Genomic DNA, 15,402 nt, shown 5'->3' with positions numbered 1-15,402 from the left:
AGAAATCAAAATGCCTGACGGTTTGTGACAGAGAGCCTCAGCCCGTCACGACCGTCCGGAAATGCGCTCGATCTCCTGGCGGACCAGGCGCTCGACCAGAGACGGCAGATGGGCATCGAGCCAGGTCTGCAGCATGGGTCTCAGCATCTCCTGCACGACATCTTCGATCGTTCGCGCGTTCTTGGAAAATACCGTGTGATTGAGGGAGGCGAAGGCGGAAGCCGCCTCGGATTGAGGCTCCGCCGAGAGCAGGCCGCCGGCGCCCCGCTCCGGACTGGCCGGGCTGGAGGGTGAAGCCGGTTCTTCCCGGGGGAGAGCGGCCGGACCTGGCAGGTCAGCCAGCGAAGAAGCCTCCGGGGTGGAACGGCGTCCAGGCTTTGCCGGTGGATCGTCGGAGATGATGCGCCGAATGGAAGTGAGAATCTCGTCCATCGAGGGTTCCTTGAGGGTACGAGGCGGATCTGCCCGCGTAGGTGACGACATCGGGCGACTCCTTCCACATCGAGCGCGCCCTGCCACCATGGCGCGCTGGAGCAAAATGCAATGTCTTCGAAGCGCGCTTGGCGCCGGCTCATCGTTTCGAGCTGACTTGGCGATTCTCGACGATTCCATCCAAGCGCGAAACGCTTTGGCGGCACTTCAAGCAAGAACGCCCTCCGATCGCAAGGATGCGGAGGGCGCTGCCGTCATCTTCCTGTGGGCAGGCGCCGCTTAGCGCCCATCCGGAATGTCGGTGCCGATCCACTTGTCACGCACCTGATCGTAATGCGTGGTGGGGTCGTAACGGGCAACCTTGAGGCCGAGCGCCGAGGCGTTGAGCTTGCCGACGGTCGACAGCACGGTATAGGCCGCCACGATCTGGTCGCGCTGCGCCTGGATCAGGCTGGCCCGCGCCTGCAAGAGCAATTGCTGCTGCTGCAGCACGTCGAAGGTGGTGCGCTGGCCGACTTTGGCTTCCTCGCGCACGCCGGCGAGGGCCACGCCCTGCGCATTGACGGCGGCCTGGAAGGCCTGGATTTCACCGCGGGCGCCGTCCAGGGAGCCCCAGGCCTGGATGACGTTGGAGCGTACCAATTCACGATTGACGTCGACCTGGATGCGCGCCTGGCCGAGCAGCTCCTTGGCCTGGCGGATCTTGGAATAGTCACCGCCGCCCGAATAGATTGGCACGGTGAGGAAGGCACCGATCGCGGCCGAGGTGCCCATCTTCGCGCCGGAGGGCTCATAATTGTGTGAGATCGTGCCCTGGGCGTTCAAGCTGGGATAAAGTGCACCCTCGGCGACCTTCACCTGCATGGCGGCCTGGTCGACAGCATGAAGCGCGGCCGTGATGCCAGGATGGTTGGCAAGCCCGGCCTGGATTGCGGCGTTCTGGTTCCTCGGCAGCGAGCGCGGCACCTTGACCGGCTGCAGCTTCTTGGGTTGGGAGCCGATGATCTGCCGATAGATGGCGACCGACGATTTGAGCTGTGCATCGGCGGCGACCCGCTGGGACTGCGCGCTCGCCAAGCTGGAATTTGCCTGCTCGACGTCGGTACGCGTCACTTCGCCGACATTGAAACGATCCTTGGTCTGTTTGAGCTGCTCCTCGAGCACCTCGACATTGTTCTTCTGCAAATTGAGCAGAGCCGCGTCGCGCAACACATTCATATAGGCCGTTACGGCGTTGAGGAGTACCGACTGCTCGGTGTCACGCAACGTCTCGCGCTGGCTGAGCACACCCGATTCGGCGGCACGTACCGAATTCGCGGTCTGGAAGCCGTTGAACAGATTCTGCGTTACTGTGATGTCGGCGCCGCGCGGAAATCGGGTGTCGTTGGACCGTCTTCCCTGCAGAGACTTGGTGAAATCCCGTTCGGCACTGATGCTCGCCGAAGCCGAAACGTTCGGCCTGTAACCACTGAGCGCCTGCGAGACCGTTTCGTCATTGGCCCGGGTGCCGGCGCGTTGGGCATTCAAGGTGGGGTTGGCCGCATAGGCTTGCGCAAGGGCCGATTGCAGCGATTGAGCTTGTGCTCCGCCCATGAAGAAAACAAGCGAAGCACTTGCAGCCAATAACGAAAATACGCTTACAGTTTTCATGACTCGACCCGACCCAAATCAAAAGAGGCAGACAAACCGCCATATTTTTTAAAAAAATAGCCTGTCGAGCAGCTTTCACCAACAACTGATTTCGGCTGCCCAGAGATAAATCCGAGGTTGAAGCAAAAAAGAGACAGTGAACCCCGGGTTCGGTTAATTGCTGGTTAATTTTCTCCTAAGATGCTGTTTTGATAGTCAGAATGAAAAGGCGGGCGCCTTGGCGAAGGCTGCCAGGGCCGGCACGGAGGCGTCGAAGGCGATGCGTCCGGTATGATCCGATCCGACCTTGACGAAGACGGTGGCGCGTCCGGGACGGCCATGGCCGACCACGGCGATGAGGCGACCGCCCTCCTTGAGCGAGGCGAACAAGGCGGGCGGAATGTCTTCGGCGGCGCCTTCGATCAGGATCACGTCATAAGGTCCGGAACCGGCCACTCCCTGCTCGAGCGGGCCGGCCACTACCGTCACATTGGGGTAGGATGCCAGCGCAGTCTTCGCCGAAGCGGCAAGCCCCTCATCACTCTCCAGTGCCACCACTTTCTCGGCGAGTTCTGCGAGAATCGCGGACGAATAGCCCGTCGCCGTGCCGATATCGAGCACGGTGTCGGTGGATTTGATGCCGGCGGCCTGGATGAGCTTGGCCAGATACATCGGCTGAATGAGATAGCGCTGGCCGGCCTCGCCGCCCACTGCCAGATCGGCATCGAGATAAGCCAAGGGCTGCTTGGAGGCCGGCACGAAAGTCTCGCGGGGAACGGTAAGGAAGGCATCCACGACGCGCGCCTCGGTCACGTCATTGGTGCGAATCTGGCAATCCACCATGGTGCGGCGCGCTTGGATGAAGTCGGTCATCGCTCGATATCTCTGTTTGTCACAGCGTTGTTTGCGGCATGGCCTCGCAAAAGGCAAGAAGGCTGGCCTTGCAGCGAGATGGGAGGCTTCAGTTTTACAGCCTGCAATCCGCATTCACGGAAATATTGCTTCGGTCGAGAAAACCGGTTGAACGCGTGAGGCTTGCTTGTTATAGCGCCTGCCTCCGCTTTGTCCTGCACAGCGCGACAATGGATGGCCACGTGGCGGAGTGGTTACGCAGAGGACTGCAAATCCTTGCACCCCGGTTCGATTCCGGGCGTGGCCTCCACTTTTCCTGATACATCGGAACGCCCTGTCCGGGCCGCTGGCAATAATGACGGCGGAATGGATGTGTCCGTTGTTCGATTGCGCCTTGCACCAGTTCGGCACGATGTTCGTGGTTCGGGCGATTCTCGCCCGCTTCCCTTTCTTCCTTGCGGCGCGAGATTTTCCCAAGATGGGCTGGGTCCTTCGTCGTGGAAGAAAACAGGAGGCCCGGAGGGCAGATTTGCAGGATCGCCTTCCGAGCCTCCCTGCTCGATCGGCCGGGGCCCCGGCTGAGAGCGTCTGAAGCCTAAGACGCACCCAGACGCCCGGCAATTTGGCTATGGGGCTTACCCCCTCAATGACAGTGCGACGCAGTCTGTGCGAGGGCGACCGTTTTCGGCGCCCGGGGCGGCAAGAGCCGGATCGATTCGCGATCCACCCTCGTCGCAGGGACGCGGTGGCGAGCAATGCTGCGCCTGCTGACATCCAAATGACGCCTACGCGCGATATGGTGCACTGGTGGGGGCGACATGGGCGATCTGGAATACCCAATTCTGGTCGAGCCGCGGTCCGTTGCGGATGGAGGCGGCTTTGCCGCAATAGTCCCTGATCTTCCCGGCTGCATGAGCAATGGCGAGACCCCTGAGGGCGCGGTCGCCAAGGCGCAGGACGCAATCCAAGCCTGGATCGAGAATTCACGCAGGCTTGGCCGTGCCATTCCCAGGCCATCGCGCCATCATGTGGCGATTTGGGCGGCTCTCAAGACGGCCTAGCCGGGAGCGTGATGCCCAAGGCAGATCGCAAGGAACGGTGATCAGTCGTCACCGTCGCCTTCGTCATCGCCATTGTTGTAGTAATAGGGGCGCTGATAGCGGCGGTCGTAGCCCGGCTGATCATCGTCATAACGGTAATACCGGCGCGTGCGCTGATAGTTCTCGCTATAGGGATCCTGACCCGGGTGTCTCTTGAGGTAGTGGCTCGGCTTGCAGACGCCATGGCCGGTGACCTTATAGCCGGGCGGGCAAGGTGGATAATATTGGACCTGCAGGGCCGACGAGACATTCGGGGTGGCCAAAGGCGCCGATACTGAAGCACTGGCTGCCGATGAAAAGGCAATACCAGCACCTGCCAAGACGCCGACGAGGACCGATCGGGACATAGGGTATCTCCCTGCTACTCTTCGCGCAAAAGTAGTGGGAGTAGACTGAATGCCGCCTGAATGATCGGCCGGAGGAGCCATGGCGACGAATTCTCCCTCGCGGCTTGGCGCAGTTCAGGCAGCCTGAAACGACTGCGAATATCAAGGGCCATAGCTGCGTCCCCTGCCCTGTCGCGTCTTGCCGGAAGCTGACGAAACAATTCTTGCGAGCGGAAGGCAAACGTCGCCTGCCGGGGCTTGCAAGCGATGGCTACCAGGCAAGGACACCGGCCGATCTCGGCGTAGCCTATCGTGATTCTCGTGGCGCCTGCGCCACGAGGGGATTTCCGTTGCCACATTCAATCGACAGAATTGCCGAGCCCGAAAGAGCTTCCGGTCTTCAGCGAATGACACAGTACAGCGGTACTTTCAGTGTGCTCGCGATGAAATGGAGGCAATGGTTGCGCATCACCTGCGTATCGTCGTCGACCATCTGGGCCCGAATGGCCGCCCCCGCCGACTGGGCCACACGCTGCTTGAAATCCTGGTCGGTTTCTTCGAGAGCCCGGGCCATTGCCCCCAACAAAGCATACAGGCTCTCGATTTCGACCTGTAGCGCCTGCGCCTTTTGTTGCAGCGTGCTGAAGTCATCCACCATCGGATACCTCCCCCTTTTTCTATCATTAGGCGACCACGCTCGTGATCGGCGCGTGATAGCCAGGCACCTCAAGCGAGAGAGACGAAACGGCGGCAGCCTGCTTCTGTGGTGGCAGGTAAGAGCCCTCGCAAGCCTGATGCAGCATGATACCGCCATTTCGGCTCTGCGTCATGCCAAACACCAGCTGGCGCGCCATGATTCCATGGACGGCATGCCGTTCGGTGACCTTGGATGAGAGTCTGTTAACGCAAGCCGGTCCATTGATCGCGACCGTCGGCCTTCCGGCCGGCCGCCGTTTGATTCGACCGGCGCGGCCAGCCAAGGGAACACGGTGCATGACGGATGCCAATGACAGCTACTATCCGCTCGGTCGGGATCGAGCTCCCAACGAAGTCGACCGTCAGCGGGAATGGCTGACGCGCAACCGCGACAAGCCGGGTGTGCCGACACGGAGCGATCTCGATGTGCTCGAGGCGAGCGAGCTGGAGATCAAGATCTGCCCTTGCCATGCGGCGCCGGATCAGCCCTATGCCCTCTATCTGGAAGTGTTTGCCTTCGAACTCTTCCTCGGCCAGATCAAGCTGGCCGATTTCCTTGCCCGCGCTTGTGCCGTCGAAGGGAATGAAGACCTCGAGCAGATTTCCCGCCGAGATCGGCTGGTTGCGCTCAAGGAACTTCAACGGGTCGTCAATCACCTGGTTGTTGTCGAGGAAACGCGCGTGGTAGCCGGCCACGCCTGAAGCGCTGACGGAATCAGCGATCCTCCACCGGGCGTGGCTGACGCCGACGCCCCCACCAGACCGCGAGTTTGCGGCGGTGACGCCGTACCAGCGCAATATCGATCGACAGAATCAGCAGGCCGAGCGGAATCATCCAGAAGCCCAGAATCGGCAGGAAGCCCAGAAAACCGCCGATCACCAGCAGAACACCCAGAATCACTCGCAGGCTTCGCGAGGCCGGCAGATGAAAATGTCGTCCGGCGAGTTTCACCTTTGGACGATTGATCTGTTCGTTGGGTGCCAAAAAGCCCTCCAGACGGTCAAAACCGGACCTTTGATCCGGTTGTGTTCCCTTACCCTTAGATATTAATCCGAAAAGAAGATGCAATCAGGGCAGGATAGGCCTTGGCAAGTGAGTTTCTTGGAGCTATACACCCGCTCCACCGGGGGACACCCTCTGTTCCGCGATAGCTCAGCCGGTAGAGCAAGCGACTGTTAATCGCTGGGTCGCAGGTTCGAGTCCTGCTCGCGGAGCCATTCTCCTTCTCCTACACCATGTGACGGCTGAACACCCCAATCGCGCAGCGCGTGCGATATGGATGTTTGGCGCGAAATCCCCGCATGACCTCCCATCCGGTCGCGGAGTGGCGGAAACCGGCCACCGGCCGGTCTCCGGCGGAGAGGATCAAGCCCGCTTCAGGTCGTTTGTCCTCCGTCCACTGTCAGAATGGCGCCTGTGACGTGTCGCGCCGAAGGGCTTGCCAGAAAGGCGACGGCAGCGGCGACGTCCTGCGGTGCACCGTAGCGTCCAAGCGGGCTCAGGCTACGCTGGAAATCGGACGATTCACCATTGGATGGGTTCATGTCGGTATCGGTCGAGCCCGGCTGGACCAGATTGACCGTGACATCGCGCGGCCCGAGCTCCTGGGCAAGGCCGCGCGTGAACGAGTGTAAAGCAGACTTGGTCATGTAGTAGAAGGTGCCGGGATGCCCGACGATGCGTTCGGCACCGGCGGACCCGATCGTGACGATGCGCCCGCCCGCGCCGAGATGCGGAATGGCGGCTTGCGCCGCGAGCACAGGTCCACGCACATTGACCTCGAGCATCGCATCGATCGACTCGACACTGATCTCGGCCGTGGATGCATAAAGGGCAATCGCGGCGTTGTTGACGAGGATGTCGAGGCCGCCCAACACCCTTGCCGCTTCATCGACGGAGCGCTTGACCGCCCCCGGATCGGCGCTGTCTGCCTGAATCGCAACGGCCTTGCGCCCCTTCCCTTCGATTTCCCGAACGACTTCGGCAGCCCGATCGGCGGCCTTTTCGTAGGTGAGGGCTACATCCGCCCCCTTCTCCGCGAGAGCGATTGCAATCGCAGCACCGATGCCGCGCGACCCACCCGTTACGAGCGCGCGCTTTCCAGACAGTTCCGTCATAGCCTTAGCCTTTTTCTAGTGATCGATACAGAAAGGCTAAAAGTGTTGTCGCTGCGGGTCAATATGATTATATAGCGATCGATGCAAAATTCTGAACCGAAGCCCGAGACCGGCGTTGCAACGGGGCCTGTGCGCGGGCGACCGCGTGCGTTCGATCGGACCGCAGCGCTGGAGCAAGCGACCCGGCTGTTCTGGTGCAAGGGGTTCGAAGCGACCTCCATCGCCGATCTGACGCAGGCGATGGGTATCGGCGCTCCCAGCCTCTACGCCGCTTTCCAGTCCAAGGAAGCGCTTTATGCCGAAGCGCTGCGGCACTATGCCGAGACCAACGAGAGTTATGTTTGGGCGGGGTTTCAGTCGGCTGCGACCGCCCGCGATGCTGTCCGGTCCATCCTCGCGGACTCGGCCGCGGCACTGACCGGTTGCGTCGCGGATATCCCTCGCGGTTGCATGGTGACGCTGTCCTCGGTCGGCAGCGAAGGTCATGCGGAACTCGGGGAGCTGGTCAGGTCCGCGCGCGCCGTCACGCTCGAACGGCTATTGACCCGCTTCAGCCGGGCGGTGGCGGATGGTGAAATCCCGGTATCAACCGATCTTCACGCGCTCGCTCGCTTCGTGCAGACCGTTCAGAACGGCATGTCGATCCTGGCCCGCGATGGGGTGAGCTGCGCAGAGCTGGAGGCGGTGGCGGATGTCGCCATGGCGGGATGGGACGTCCGAACCGCCAAAGCCGAAGTCGAGGGCGGCTGATCCCCTCGAAGGGCTCGGTTGACGACTAAATCTCATGCGGCTCGGCGACAGCCCTGACGATCGGCCGAGCTGCCTTCGCTGGAGCGAGCTATCGACATGAGAGGCCCTCCATCTCGCGCGAGAGGATCAGGCAGCGACCAAGGCGGCGGCGGTCGCTTCGAGGACAGTCTTGGCGTCATGCGGAGCGAGCCGGATCTGCAGCCCCCGCTGGCCCCCATTGACATAGACATAGTCGGCACCGAGCGCGGTTTCCTCGATGGCGGTTCGCACTTTGCGCATCTGGCCGAAGGGGCTGATGCCGCCGACCTTGTATCCGCTGCTGCGCTCTGCATCGGCCGGCTTCATCATCTGCGCCGACTTGCCATTGAAGGCCGCCGCCAGCTTCTTCATGGAGACCTCGTGGTCGGACGGCACGATGACGCAGACGGGCTTGCCGTCAACCAGCGCCATCAAGGTCTTGAGCACCCGGCTGGGCGGTTCGCCAAGGGCGTCGGCAGCCTGCAGGCCGATGCTGTCGGCATCGGGATCATAGTCGTAGCTGTGGACGGAAAAGGCGACGCCTGTCTTGGCGAGCATCTGGGTGGCGCGTGTCACCTTCGACATGGCGGCTTCCTATAGCGTGTTGTGACTTGGCGGAATCGCCAAGAATTGCAAAGACGCGTCGAACCAAAGAGCTAGAGCAAAATAGCGTTTCCGTCTAAACGCGCTTTGCTCTGGCGATGATCGATGAGGCGGGTCGGTGATGACGGGCCCGCCTGCCGGGGCGAGAGCTATCATGGCACCGCGGCTTGGAAAACCCGTCGTCGGCATGCCTCTCCCCTATGCCGATCAGAAAAGTCGGGTTAGGGTCGCATCCCCTCCAATCAGCAGACGATCACACATGGCTTTCCGTACCGGTCTCGTCGATGCCATCGGCAATACCCCCCTCATTCGCCTCAATCGCGCGTCCGAGCTGACGGGCTGCACCATTCTGGGCAAGGCCGAGTTCATGAATCCGGGCCAGTCGGTAAAGGATCGGGCGGCGCTCTTCATCATCAAGGATGCGGTGGCGCGCGGCGCGCTGAAGCCCGGCGGCACCATCGTCGAAGGCACGGCCGGCAATACGGGTATCGGCCTGGCGCTGGTCGCCGATGCCATGGGCTTTCGCACGGTGATCGTGATTCCCGAGACCCAGAGCCAGGAAAAGAAGGACATGCTGCGCCTGGCGGGAGCCGAACTGGTGGAAGTACCGGCGGTTCCCTATGCCAATCCCAACAATTACGTGAAGGTCTCGGGCCGGCTGGCAGCCGAACTGGCGAAAACCGAACCGGGCGGCGCGGTCTGGGCCAACCAGTTCGACAATGTCGCCAACCGCCAGGCCCATATCGAGACCACGGCGCCGGAAATCCTGGAGCAGACCGACGGCAAGCTCGACGGCTTCATCTGCTCGATCGGTTCGGGCGGCACGCTGGCCGGCGTCGGCATCGCCCTGAAGGCGGCCAATCCTGCCATCAAGATCGGCGTGGCTGATCCGATGGGGGCCGCCATGTATTCCTGGTTTACCGATGGCGAGCTGAAATTCTCCGGTTCGTCGATGTCGGAGGGCATCGGCCAGAACCGGGTCACCAAGAATATCGAGGGCGCGCCGGTCGACCTTGCCTATCAGATCCCTGATGAAGAAGCGGTGCCGTTGGTTTATGATCTGTTGCAGGAAGAAGGGCTTTGCGTGGGCTTGTCGACCGGCATCAACATTGCCGGTGCCATCCGCATGGCTCGGGAACTCGGGCCCGGCCACACCATCGTGACCATCCTGTGCGACCATGGCTCGCGCTATCAGTCCAAGCTGTTCAATCCTGCGTTCATGCGTTCCAAGAACCTGCCCGTGCCGGAATGGCTTGAAAAGCGTTCCACCATCAAGGCTCCATTGGAATAGGTGACGACATGGCGACAGACCTGCTGTTCAGAGACGATCCCTACAGCCCCGGCGCCAGCGCTACGGTGATCGGGCTGTCGCAACATGGCATCATCCTGGATCGCACGGTCTTTTATGCCATGGGTGGGGGGCAGCCCGGCGATGTCGGCACCATGACATTGTCGGATGGGCGTACCATCGCCATCACCAATACGGTCTGGAACGACGAGACCAAGACCGAGATCGCCCATGTGGTGCCGCCGGAAGGATTGCTGCCGGCTGTCGGCGACACGGTCGAACTGGCGCTGGACTGGTCGCGGCGTTATGCCCGCATGAAAGTGCATACCGCCTTGCATCTGCTTTCGGTCGCCCTGCCCTACCCCGTCACCGGCGGATCGATCGGCGATGGCGAGGGGCGGCTCGATTTCGACATCCAGGATGCCGGGCTCGACAAGGATGAGATCGCCCACAAGGTCAATACTATGATCGGCCAGGGCGCCGAGGTCAGCGAACGCTGGATCACGGATGCCGAGCTCGACGCCAATCCTGGTTTGGTGAAGACCATGTCGGTCAAGCCGCCGCGCGGCTCCGGGGTGATCAGGCTGGTCGAGATCGAGGGCCTCGACCTGCAGCCTTGCGGCGGCACCCATGTGCGCAACACCGAGGAGATCGGCCGCATTGCGGTGACGCAGATCGAAAAGAAGGGCAAGCAGAACCGGCGGGTGCGTATCGCCCTGGCTTGACGGTTCGCTCATAGCCGACCAGCGGATGCCGTTCGGTCAGATCATGGTGCCGCACCCACGACGTCTCGGGCCTGAGAAAAGAGCGCGAAAACGTCGTCGTCTTCCTCCTGGTTCATGGCCGTGTCGAAACGGGTATAATGGTCAGGGCTGCACAGCCAGGCGACACAGAGACATTCCTGATCCGGAACGTCGGCCCAGAAGGCGTTGGTGAGTTTGGCGAATCCGACTTTCCGCTTTGACCAATGCAAATTGGAAAGCGTGTTCGCCAGCCGGATGGTCGCTTGCCGAGACTGGTCGGCCTGCCACGCCGACAGGATGGGAGGCAGGTAAGCACTTCCTCGCGCAATGGCGCACAACACATCTTCGATTGCGTGGCATTGCCATTGCGGATTTGGGAGCCCAGCCTGCCAGGATAATTCGGCCAGGGCCAGGAAATAGCGATCGATCAGAGCGATCTTCTCCCTGCTCCAATTGTGCCGATAGTCAGCACCACGCGTGCCGAGATGATTGAAATTGCACTCGAACCCACCCGTGCCGAGTTGATGCCCCTCGGCGGAGAGCTCGAGCAAGCGCGGCAGGAAATGCTCGGTTTCCTCTGCATTCAGGCACCCGTTGAATGCCGCACCATAATAGGCTTGCATCAGCGGGGCGGGAATGGCCTGGCGCGGCGTGCGGATCAGCAGCGCCTGCTCGTCGGCGGTGACGCAACAGCCCGTGCAGACATTCTGCAGCTGTGCTCCGAAACGGTGGGGCGGAAACAGTTCATAGGCCTCGGCAACGACGGCGCGCAGTGTTTCGTTCATCGAAGTGAGGGCCTCCGCCGGCAGCAATGTTCGGTTGCCTCGCCAAGGATTGGCTGGCGGGACGGGGCACGCCTTGCGCCCCATCCCTTATCGTCTCCTAATCCTATGCCGCCCAGCCCTTGGCGAGTTCCAGGGCCTGGCGTTCGAACAGACCGCGATAGATGCCGTCGGGGTGGCGGATCAGGCTGGCGTGATCCCCCTCCTCGACGATCTTGCCCTTGTCGAAGACAAGGATGCGGTCCATCGCCTGCACGGTCGAGAGCCGGTGGGCGATGACGATGGTGGTTCGCCCCGCCATCAGCCTTTCCATCGCCTCCTGGATCAGATGCTCCGATTCCGAATCGAGGCTGGAAGTCGCCTCGTCCAGGATCAGCACCGGCGCATCCGCCAGGAAGGCCCGGGCGAGCGCCACGCGCTGGCGCTCGCCGCCGGACAGCTTCACGCCGCGTTCGCCCACCATCGTGCCATAGCCCTTGGGCAAGGCCGAGATGAAGGCGTGCGCATTGGCAAGCTTTGCCGCGTGCTCGATCTCGGCCATGCTGGCGCCGGGCCGGGCATAGGCGATGTTTTCGGCAAGCGAGCGGTGAAACAGGATCGGCTCCTGCTGCACGATGGCGATCTGGCTGCGCAGGCTGGCCTGCGTCATGTCGGCGATGTCCTGGCCGTCTATGGTGATGCGGCCGGCATTCACATCGTAGAGACGCTGGATCAGCTTGACGAAGGTGGTCTTGCCCGAGCCCGACCGACCCACCAGGCCGATCTTCTCCCCTGCCCCGATCTCGACGGAGAAGTCGCGATAGAGAGCATCGGCATGGCCACCATAGTGGAAGGTGACATGCTCGAAGGCGATGCGTCCGTCCGTGATCATGGCCGGCATGGCATCATGCCTGTCCTTCACGCCCATCGGCTGGTCGTAGAACGCCACCAGTTCCTCCATGTCGTTCACCGAACGCTGGAGATTGTGGATATGCATGCCGATATCGCGCAGATAACCATGGACCACGGCATAGCTGGTCAGGACCAGCGCGACGTCACCGACGCCGGCCTGTCCGCGCGCCCATAACCACAGCACCACGCCCAGTACCGCGGCTCTCAGCCCCAGTAGGAACACGTTCTGGGCCGTACCGGCATTGGTGCCGCGCATCCAGGTGCGATTGGTGCGCGAGCGCCATTTGGCCAGCACGGCCGTCAGCCGGGCATCCTCGCGCGTTTCGCCGCCGAAGGCCTTCACCACTGCGTTGCAGGTTACGGCGTCGGCAAGGGCACCGCCCACGCGCGTATCCCAGCTATTGGCCAAGCGCGCCGCCGGCGCGACATAATTCACCGACAGCACCACCGTCATCGCCACGAAGGCAATGGAACCGATGAGAACCACCAGGCCCAGCATCGGCCAGACCGTCGCCAGCACCACCGTCGAGCCGAGCAGGACGAGGATGGAGGGCAGGATGGCCACCAGCAGCGTGTCGTTGAGCATGTCGAGTGCCCACATGCCGCGGGTGATGCGCCTGACCGTCGAACCGGCGAAATTGTTGGCGTGCCAATCGGTGGAGAAACGCTGCACGCGCGCGAAGGCTTCGCGGGCGATCGTGCTCATCATCCGTGTGGTCAGGATGGTGATGGCATAGAAGAACAGCTGCCGGCAGCCCACGGCAACCGCACCGAGGACCAGCATGGCCCCAAGCGCCCACCAGGCCTCGCTTGCTCCACCAAGGCCGGTGGTGACGGCATCGACCATCTGGCCGGCATAGATTGGCACGACCACTTCGGCGACCGTTGCCACGCCGACGGCGATTACGATCAAGGTCACGAGATCGGCCTGGCTGCGCCAGTGATCAAAAGTGAATCCAAGCACAGCCGCCATGGGATTGCGGCCGGGCTCTTTGCGAGAAAGAGTCATCGGGGTAACCGGCGCAGCCCCGCGCCGTCTCCAAAATGCAAGGCGCACACGAAAGTGCGGCGCAAAATATGTTCAGGAAAAAGACCCGGAGGGTGTTCGGGAGAAAAGGACGCGACCTAACGCGTCAGGATCTCATATGGCCGAACGTTCGACACGTGAGCGAGAATCAGAAATGTGGTCATGCAATTCTCCCTCATGCTGGGTGTGAACCGGGAAGGGCAACCTAGGGGCAGATTCGCGCGAAGGCAACCGATTTTTTCGGCCGATCCGATGTGCTGCTACCCCTCATCCCCCTGCCGGGACCTTCTCCCGCAAGGGGAGAAGGCATCTCATCTGGCAGGTGGTGAGCCATTTGAAAGCTGTTCCGCTGACGCGCCGTATCCCAATCCTGTTCCTTCTCCCCTTGCGGGAGAAGGTCCCGGCAGGGGGATGAGGGGTGACAGCGCGTTGCTTGCATTACGTTGATGCAACCCGCCTTGCGCTTGCCCGACGCTTGCCGATCATCGGCCACAACAGGCGCCAGGCCAGCAATACGAGCACGATCGCCGCATAGACCAGCGGCTCGATCAGCCAGACCTTCTTGATCATGATGAAATGCAGCGCTCCGAGCGCGATGGCGGGATAGACGAGCTTGTGCAATTTCGACCAGGCCTTGCCGCCGAGCTTGCGGATCGACCAGTTCGTCGACGTCAATGCCAGGGGCACGAGCAGGGCGAAGGCGGCCATGCCGATGGTGATGTAAGGACGGCGCAGGATATCCTGGACAGCCGCGTGGAGATCGAGGCCGCGGTCGAGCCAGAGCCACACGCTCAGATGCAGCAGCACGTAGTAGAAGGCCACCAGGCCAAGCGCGCGCCGATAGCGCAGGAGGTTGACGCGCAGGAGCTGGCGCAAAGGCGTGATGCAGAGGCAGGCGATCAGGAAGCGCAGGGCCCACAGCCCCAGCCCCCATTCGAGCTGGGCGACGGGATCGGCGCCGATACGCCCGCTGAAGGCAAGATAGAACAACCACACGGCCGGCAGCATGCCGACGACGTAGATGAGCCATTTGAGCACGGCTTGCAGGCTGGCGCGCGAGGGTTGCATCAGTAGTTGGCCTTCAGATCCATGCCGGCATACATTGCTGCTACCTGTTCGCCATAGCCGTTGAACATCAAAGTCGGCTGCCGGCCGGCCAGCAGGCCTGCACCGATCCGACGCTCGCTCGCCTGGCTCCAGCGCGGGTGATCGACCTCAGGGTTGACGTTGGAATAGAAGCCGTACTCGCTCGAGTTCTCCAGGTTCCACGAGGTGGACGGCTGCTTCTCGACCAGGCTGATGCGCACGATCGACTTGATGCCCTTGAAGCCATATTTCCAGGGCACGACCAGGCGCAGCGGCGCGCCGTTCTGGTTTGGCAGCGTTTCGCCATAGAGCCCGACAGCCAGCATGGTGAGCGGGTTGAGCGCCTCGTCGAGGCGCAAACCCTCGACATAGGGCCATTTCAGGGCCGGGAAGAAGGCCGACTGGCCCGGCATCTCCGAGGGCCGCACCAGCGTCTCGAAGGCGACATATTTGGCGCTTCCCTGGGGCTCGGCCTTCTTGATCACGTCGGCGAGCGCGAAACCGAGCCAGGGAACCACCATCGACCAGGCCTCGACGCAGCGATGGCGGTAGATGCGCTCCTCGAGGCGATAGGGCTTGATGAACTCCTCCAGCGCATAGGTTGCCGGCTTGTTGACGAGCCCATCGACCTTGATGCTCCAGGGCGTGGTGGTCAGCTTGCCGGCATAGGCGGCCGGATCGGACTTGTCGGTGCCGAATTCGTAGAAATTGTTGTAGCTGGTGACGTCTTCGAAGCTGGTCTGCTTCTCATCGGTGGAATAGGCGCTCTTGGCTCCCGACAGCTTGGCTGCATCGGCGGAGACAGGCAGCAGCGCTGCGCCGGCAACGGCTCCGAGGCCGGCAAGAAAATGCCTGCGGTCGACATAGGCCTGCTTCGGCGTGACATGGGCCTCTGTGAGGTCGGGTGCGTGGCGGATCAGCATGATCTTCCCTGGTCGATGGGCGTGGACTTACTCCTCTTATACGCCTGTGCCGGGACCGATGTTTCTCACGATCACGTAAGACCGGTGGTAAAATCGATGTGCGCGATCGTGATCGGCGCGTTACCTCAGGCAGCTGCA

17 protein-coding genes and 2 tRNA genes are annotated in these 15,402 nt (G+C 62.0%); 7 read left to right on the top strand and 12 right to left on the bottom strand.

Annotated elements, in window-relative coordinates; translation table 11 throughout:
• Window positions 1-45: 45 nt before the first annotated feature.
• From QM672_RS05685 to QM672_RS05675, 3 genes are all read right to left on the bottom strand, one after another.
• Entirely contained in the window at window positions 46-483 is a 438-nt protein-coding gene (locus QM672_RS05685; RefSeq protein ID WP_311936153.1) for a PopZ family protein, read from the bottom strand.
• A 228-nt stretch (window positions 484-711) separates the two neighbouring features.
• Window positions 712-2,025, bottom strand: a complete 1,314-nt coding sequence (locus QM672_RS05680) for a TolC family outer membrane protein (RefSeq protein ID WP_311936156.1) — start codon at window positions 2,023-2,025, stop codon at window positions 712-714.
• A gap of 252 nt (window positions 2,026-2,277) precedes the next feature.
• Window positions 2,278-2,934, bottom strand: coding sequence for a protein-L-isoaspartate O-methyltransferase (locus QM672_RS05675; RefSeq protein WP_311936158.1), 657 nt, complete (start codon window positions 2,932-2,934; stop codon window positions 2,278-2,280).
• Between the two features lie 215 nt (window positions 2,935-3,149).
• On the opposite strand from QM672_RS05675, the gene QM672_RS05670 reads away from it, so the two are divergent.
• Both QM672_RS05670 and QM672_RS05665 read left to right on the top strand, forming a co-directional pair.
• Window positions 3,150-3,223, top strand: a tRNA-Cys gene (locus QM672_RS05670).
• A gap of 508 nt (window positions 3,224-3,731) precedes the next feature.
• Window positions 3,732-3,974, top strand: a complete 243-nt coding sequence (locus QM672_RS05665) for a type II toxin-antitoxin system HicB family antitoxin (protein WP_311936160.1) — start codon at window positions 3,732-3,734, stop codon at window positions 3,972-3,974.
• 41 nt (window positions 3,975-4,015) lie between these two features.
• Here the strand turns inward: QM672_RS05665 and QM672_RS05660 are convergent, their stop codons facing one another.
• Window positions 4,016-4,360 (bottom strand): hypothetical protein, encoded by a 345-nt coding sequence (locus QM672_RS05660; protein ID WP_311936163.1) that lies wholly within the window; start codon window positions 4,358-4,360, stop codon window positions 4,016-4,018.
• A gap of 379 nt (window positions 4,361-4,739) precedes the next feature.
• Window positions 4,740-4,997 carry a hypothetical protein gene (locus QM672_RS05655; protein WP_311936165.1) on the bottom strand — a complete coding sequence of 86 codons (258 nt, stop codon included), beginning with the start codon at window positions 4,995-4,997 and terminating at the stop codon, window positions 4,740-4,742.
• A 170-nt stretch (window positions 4,998-5,167) separates the two neighbouring features.
• On the opposite strand from QM672_RS05655, the gene QM672_RS05650 reads away from it, so the two are divergent.
• Window positions 5,168-5,737 carry a hypothetical protein gene (locus QM672_RS05650; RefSeq protein WP_311936168.1) on the top strand — a complete coding sequence of 190 codons (570 nt, stop codon included), beginning with the start codon at window positions 5,168-5,170 and terminating at the stop codon, window positions 5,735-5,737.
• A gap of 13 nt (window positions 5,738-5,750) precedes the next feature.
• On the opposite strand, the gene QM672_RS05645 is transcribed toward QM672_RS05650, so the two are convergent.
• Window positions 5,751-6,020 carry a hypothetical protein gene (locus QM672_RS05645; RefSeq protein WP_311936171.1) on the bottom strand — a complete coding sequence of 90 codons (270 nt, stop codon included), beginning with the start codon at window positions 6,018-6,020 and terminating at the stop codon, window positions 5,751-5,753.
• A gap of 157 nt (window positions 6,021-6,177) precedes the next feature.
• Between QM672_RS05645 and QM672_RS05640 the strand changes: the two genes are divergently transcribed.
• Window positions 6,178-6,253 (top strand) — tRNA-Asn (locus tag QM672_RS05640).
• Window positions 6,254-6,412: 159 nt separating this feature from the next.
• Here the strand turns inward: QM672_RS05640 and QM672_RS05635 are convergent.
• Window positions 6,413-7,153 (bottom strand): SDR family NAD(P)-dependent oxidoreductase, encoded by a 741-nt coding sequence (locus tag QM672_RS05635; RefSeq protein WP_311938490.1) that lies wholly within the window; start codon window positions 7,151-7,153, stop codon window positions 6,413-6,415.
• An 81-nt stretch (window positions 7,154-7,234) separates the two neighbouring features.
• Here QM672_RS05635 and QM672_RS05630 point away from each other — a divergent pair, with 81 nt between their 5' ends.
• A complete protein-coding gene (locus tag QM672_RS05630; protein ID WP_367622739.1) occupies window positions 7,235-7,903 on the top strand; it encodes a TetR/AcrR family transcriptional regulator in 669 nt (222 codons plus the stop codon).
• A 126-nt stretch (window positions 7,904-8,029) separates the two neighbouring features.
• On the opposite strand, the gene ybaK is transcribed toward QM672_RS05630, so the two are convergent.
• The gene (ybaK, locus tag QM672_RS05625; protein ID WP_394308946.1) at window positions 8,030-8,506 is read right to left on the bottom strand and encodes a Cys-tRNA(Pro) deacylase; all 477 of its coding nucleotides are present in this window, start codon (window positions 8,504-8,506) and stop codon (window positions 8,030-8,032) included.
• A 277-nt stretch (window positions 8,507-8,783) separates the two neighbouring features.
• Between ybaK and QM672_RS05620 the strand changes: the two genes are divergently transcribed.
• Complete coding sequence (locus QM672_RS05620) at window positions 8,784-9,815, top strand: cysteine synthase A (RefSeq protein ID WP_394308948.1); 1,032 nt, start codon at window positions 8,784-8,786, stop codon at window positions 9,813-9,815.
• An 8-nt stretch (window positions 9,816-9,823) separates the two neighbouring features.
• A complete protein-coding gene (locus QM672_RS05615; protein WP_311938482.1) occupies window positions 9,824-10,537 on the top strand; it encodes an alanyl-tRNA editing protein in 714 nt (237 codons plus the stop codon).
• A gap of 41 nt (window positions 10,538-10,578) precedes the next feature.
• Here the strand turns inward: QM672_RS05615 and QM672_RS05610 are convergent, their stop codons facing one another.
• The 4 genes from QM672_RS05610 to msrP all read right to left on the bottom strand — a co-directional run bounded on the left by QM672_RS05610 (window position 10,579) and on the right by msrP (window position 15,264).
• Window positions 10,579-11,340: a hypothetical protein gene (locus QM672_RS05610; protein WP_311938477.1), complete on the bottom strand. Its 762-nt coding sequence runs from the start codon at window positions 11,338-11,340 to the stop codon at window positions 10,579-10,581.
• Window positions 11,341-11,443: 103 nt separating this feature from the next.
• Complete coding sequence (locus tag QM672_RS05605) at window positions 11,444-13,237, bottom strand: ABC transporter ATP-binding protein (protein WP_311938475.1); 1,794 nt, start codon at window positions 13,235-13,237, stop codon at window positions 11,444-11,446.
• A gap of 456 nt (window positions 13,238-13,693) precedes the next feature.
• Window positions 13,694-14,323: a protein-methionine-sulfoxide reductase heme-binding subunit MsrQ gene (msrQ, locus tag QM672_RS05600; protein ID WP_311938473.1), complete on the bottom strand. Its 630-nt coding sequence runs from the start codon at window positions 14,321-14,323 to the stop codon at window positions 13,694-13,696.
• A complete protein-coding gene (gene msrP, locus QM672_RS05595; protein ID WP_415081186.1) occupies window positions 14,323-15,264 on the bottom strand; it encodes a protein-methionine-sulfoxide reductase catalytic subunit MsrP in 942 nt (313 codons plus the stop codon). Before msrP ends, msrQ begins: the two co-directional genes overlap by 1 nt.
• Window positions 15,265-15,402 lie beyond the last annotated feature (138 nt).

Source organism: Labrys sp. (in: a-proteobacteria), from assembly GCF_047605565.1.
Taxonomy (GTDB): domain Bacteria; phylum Pseudomonadota; class Alphaproteobacteria; order Rhizobiales; family Labraceae; genus Labrys; species Labrys neptuniae.
The sequence above is the reverse complement of the archived record's forward strand: the minus strand, read 5'-3'. Positions and strand labels throughout refer to the sequence as shown.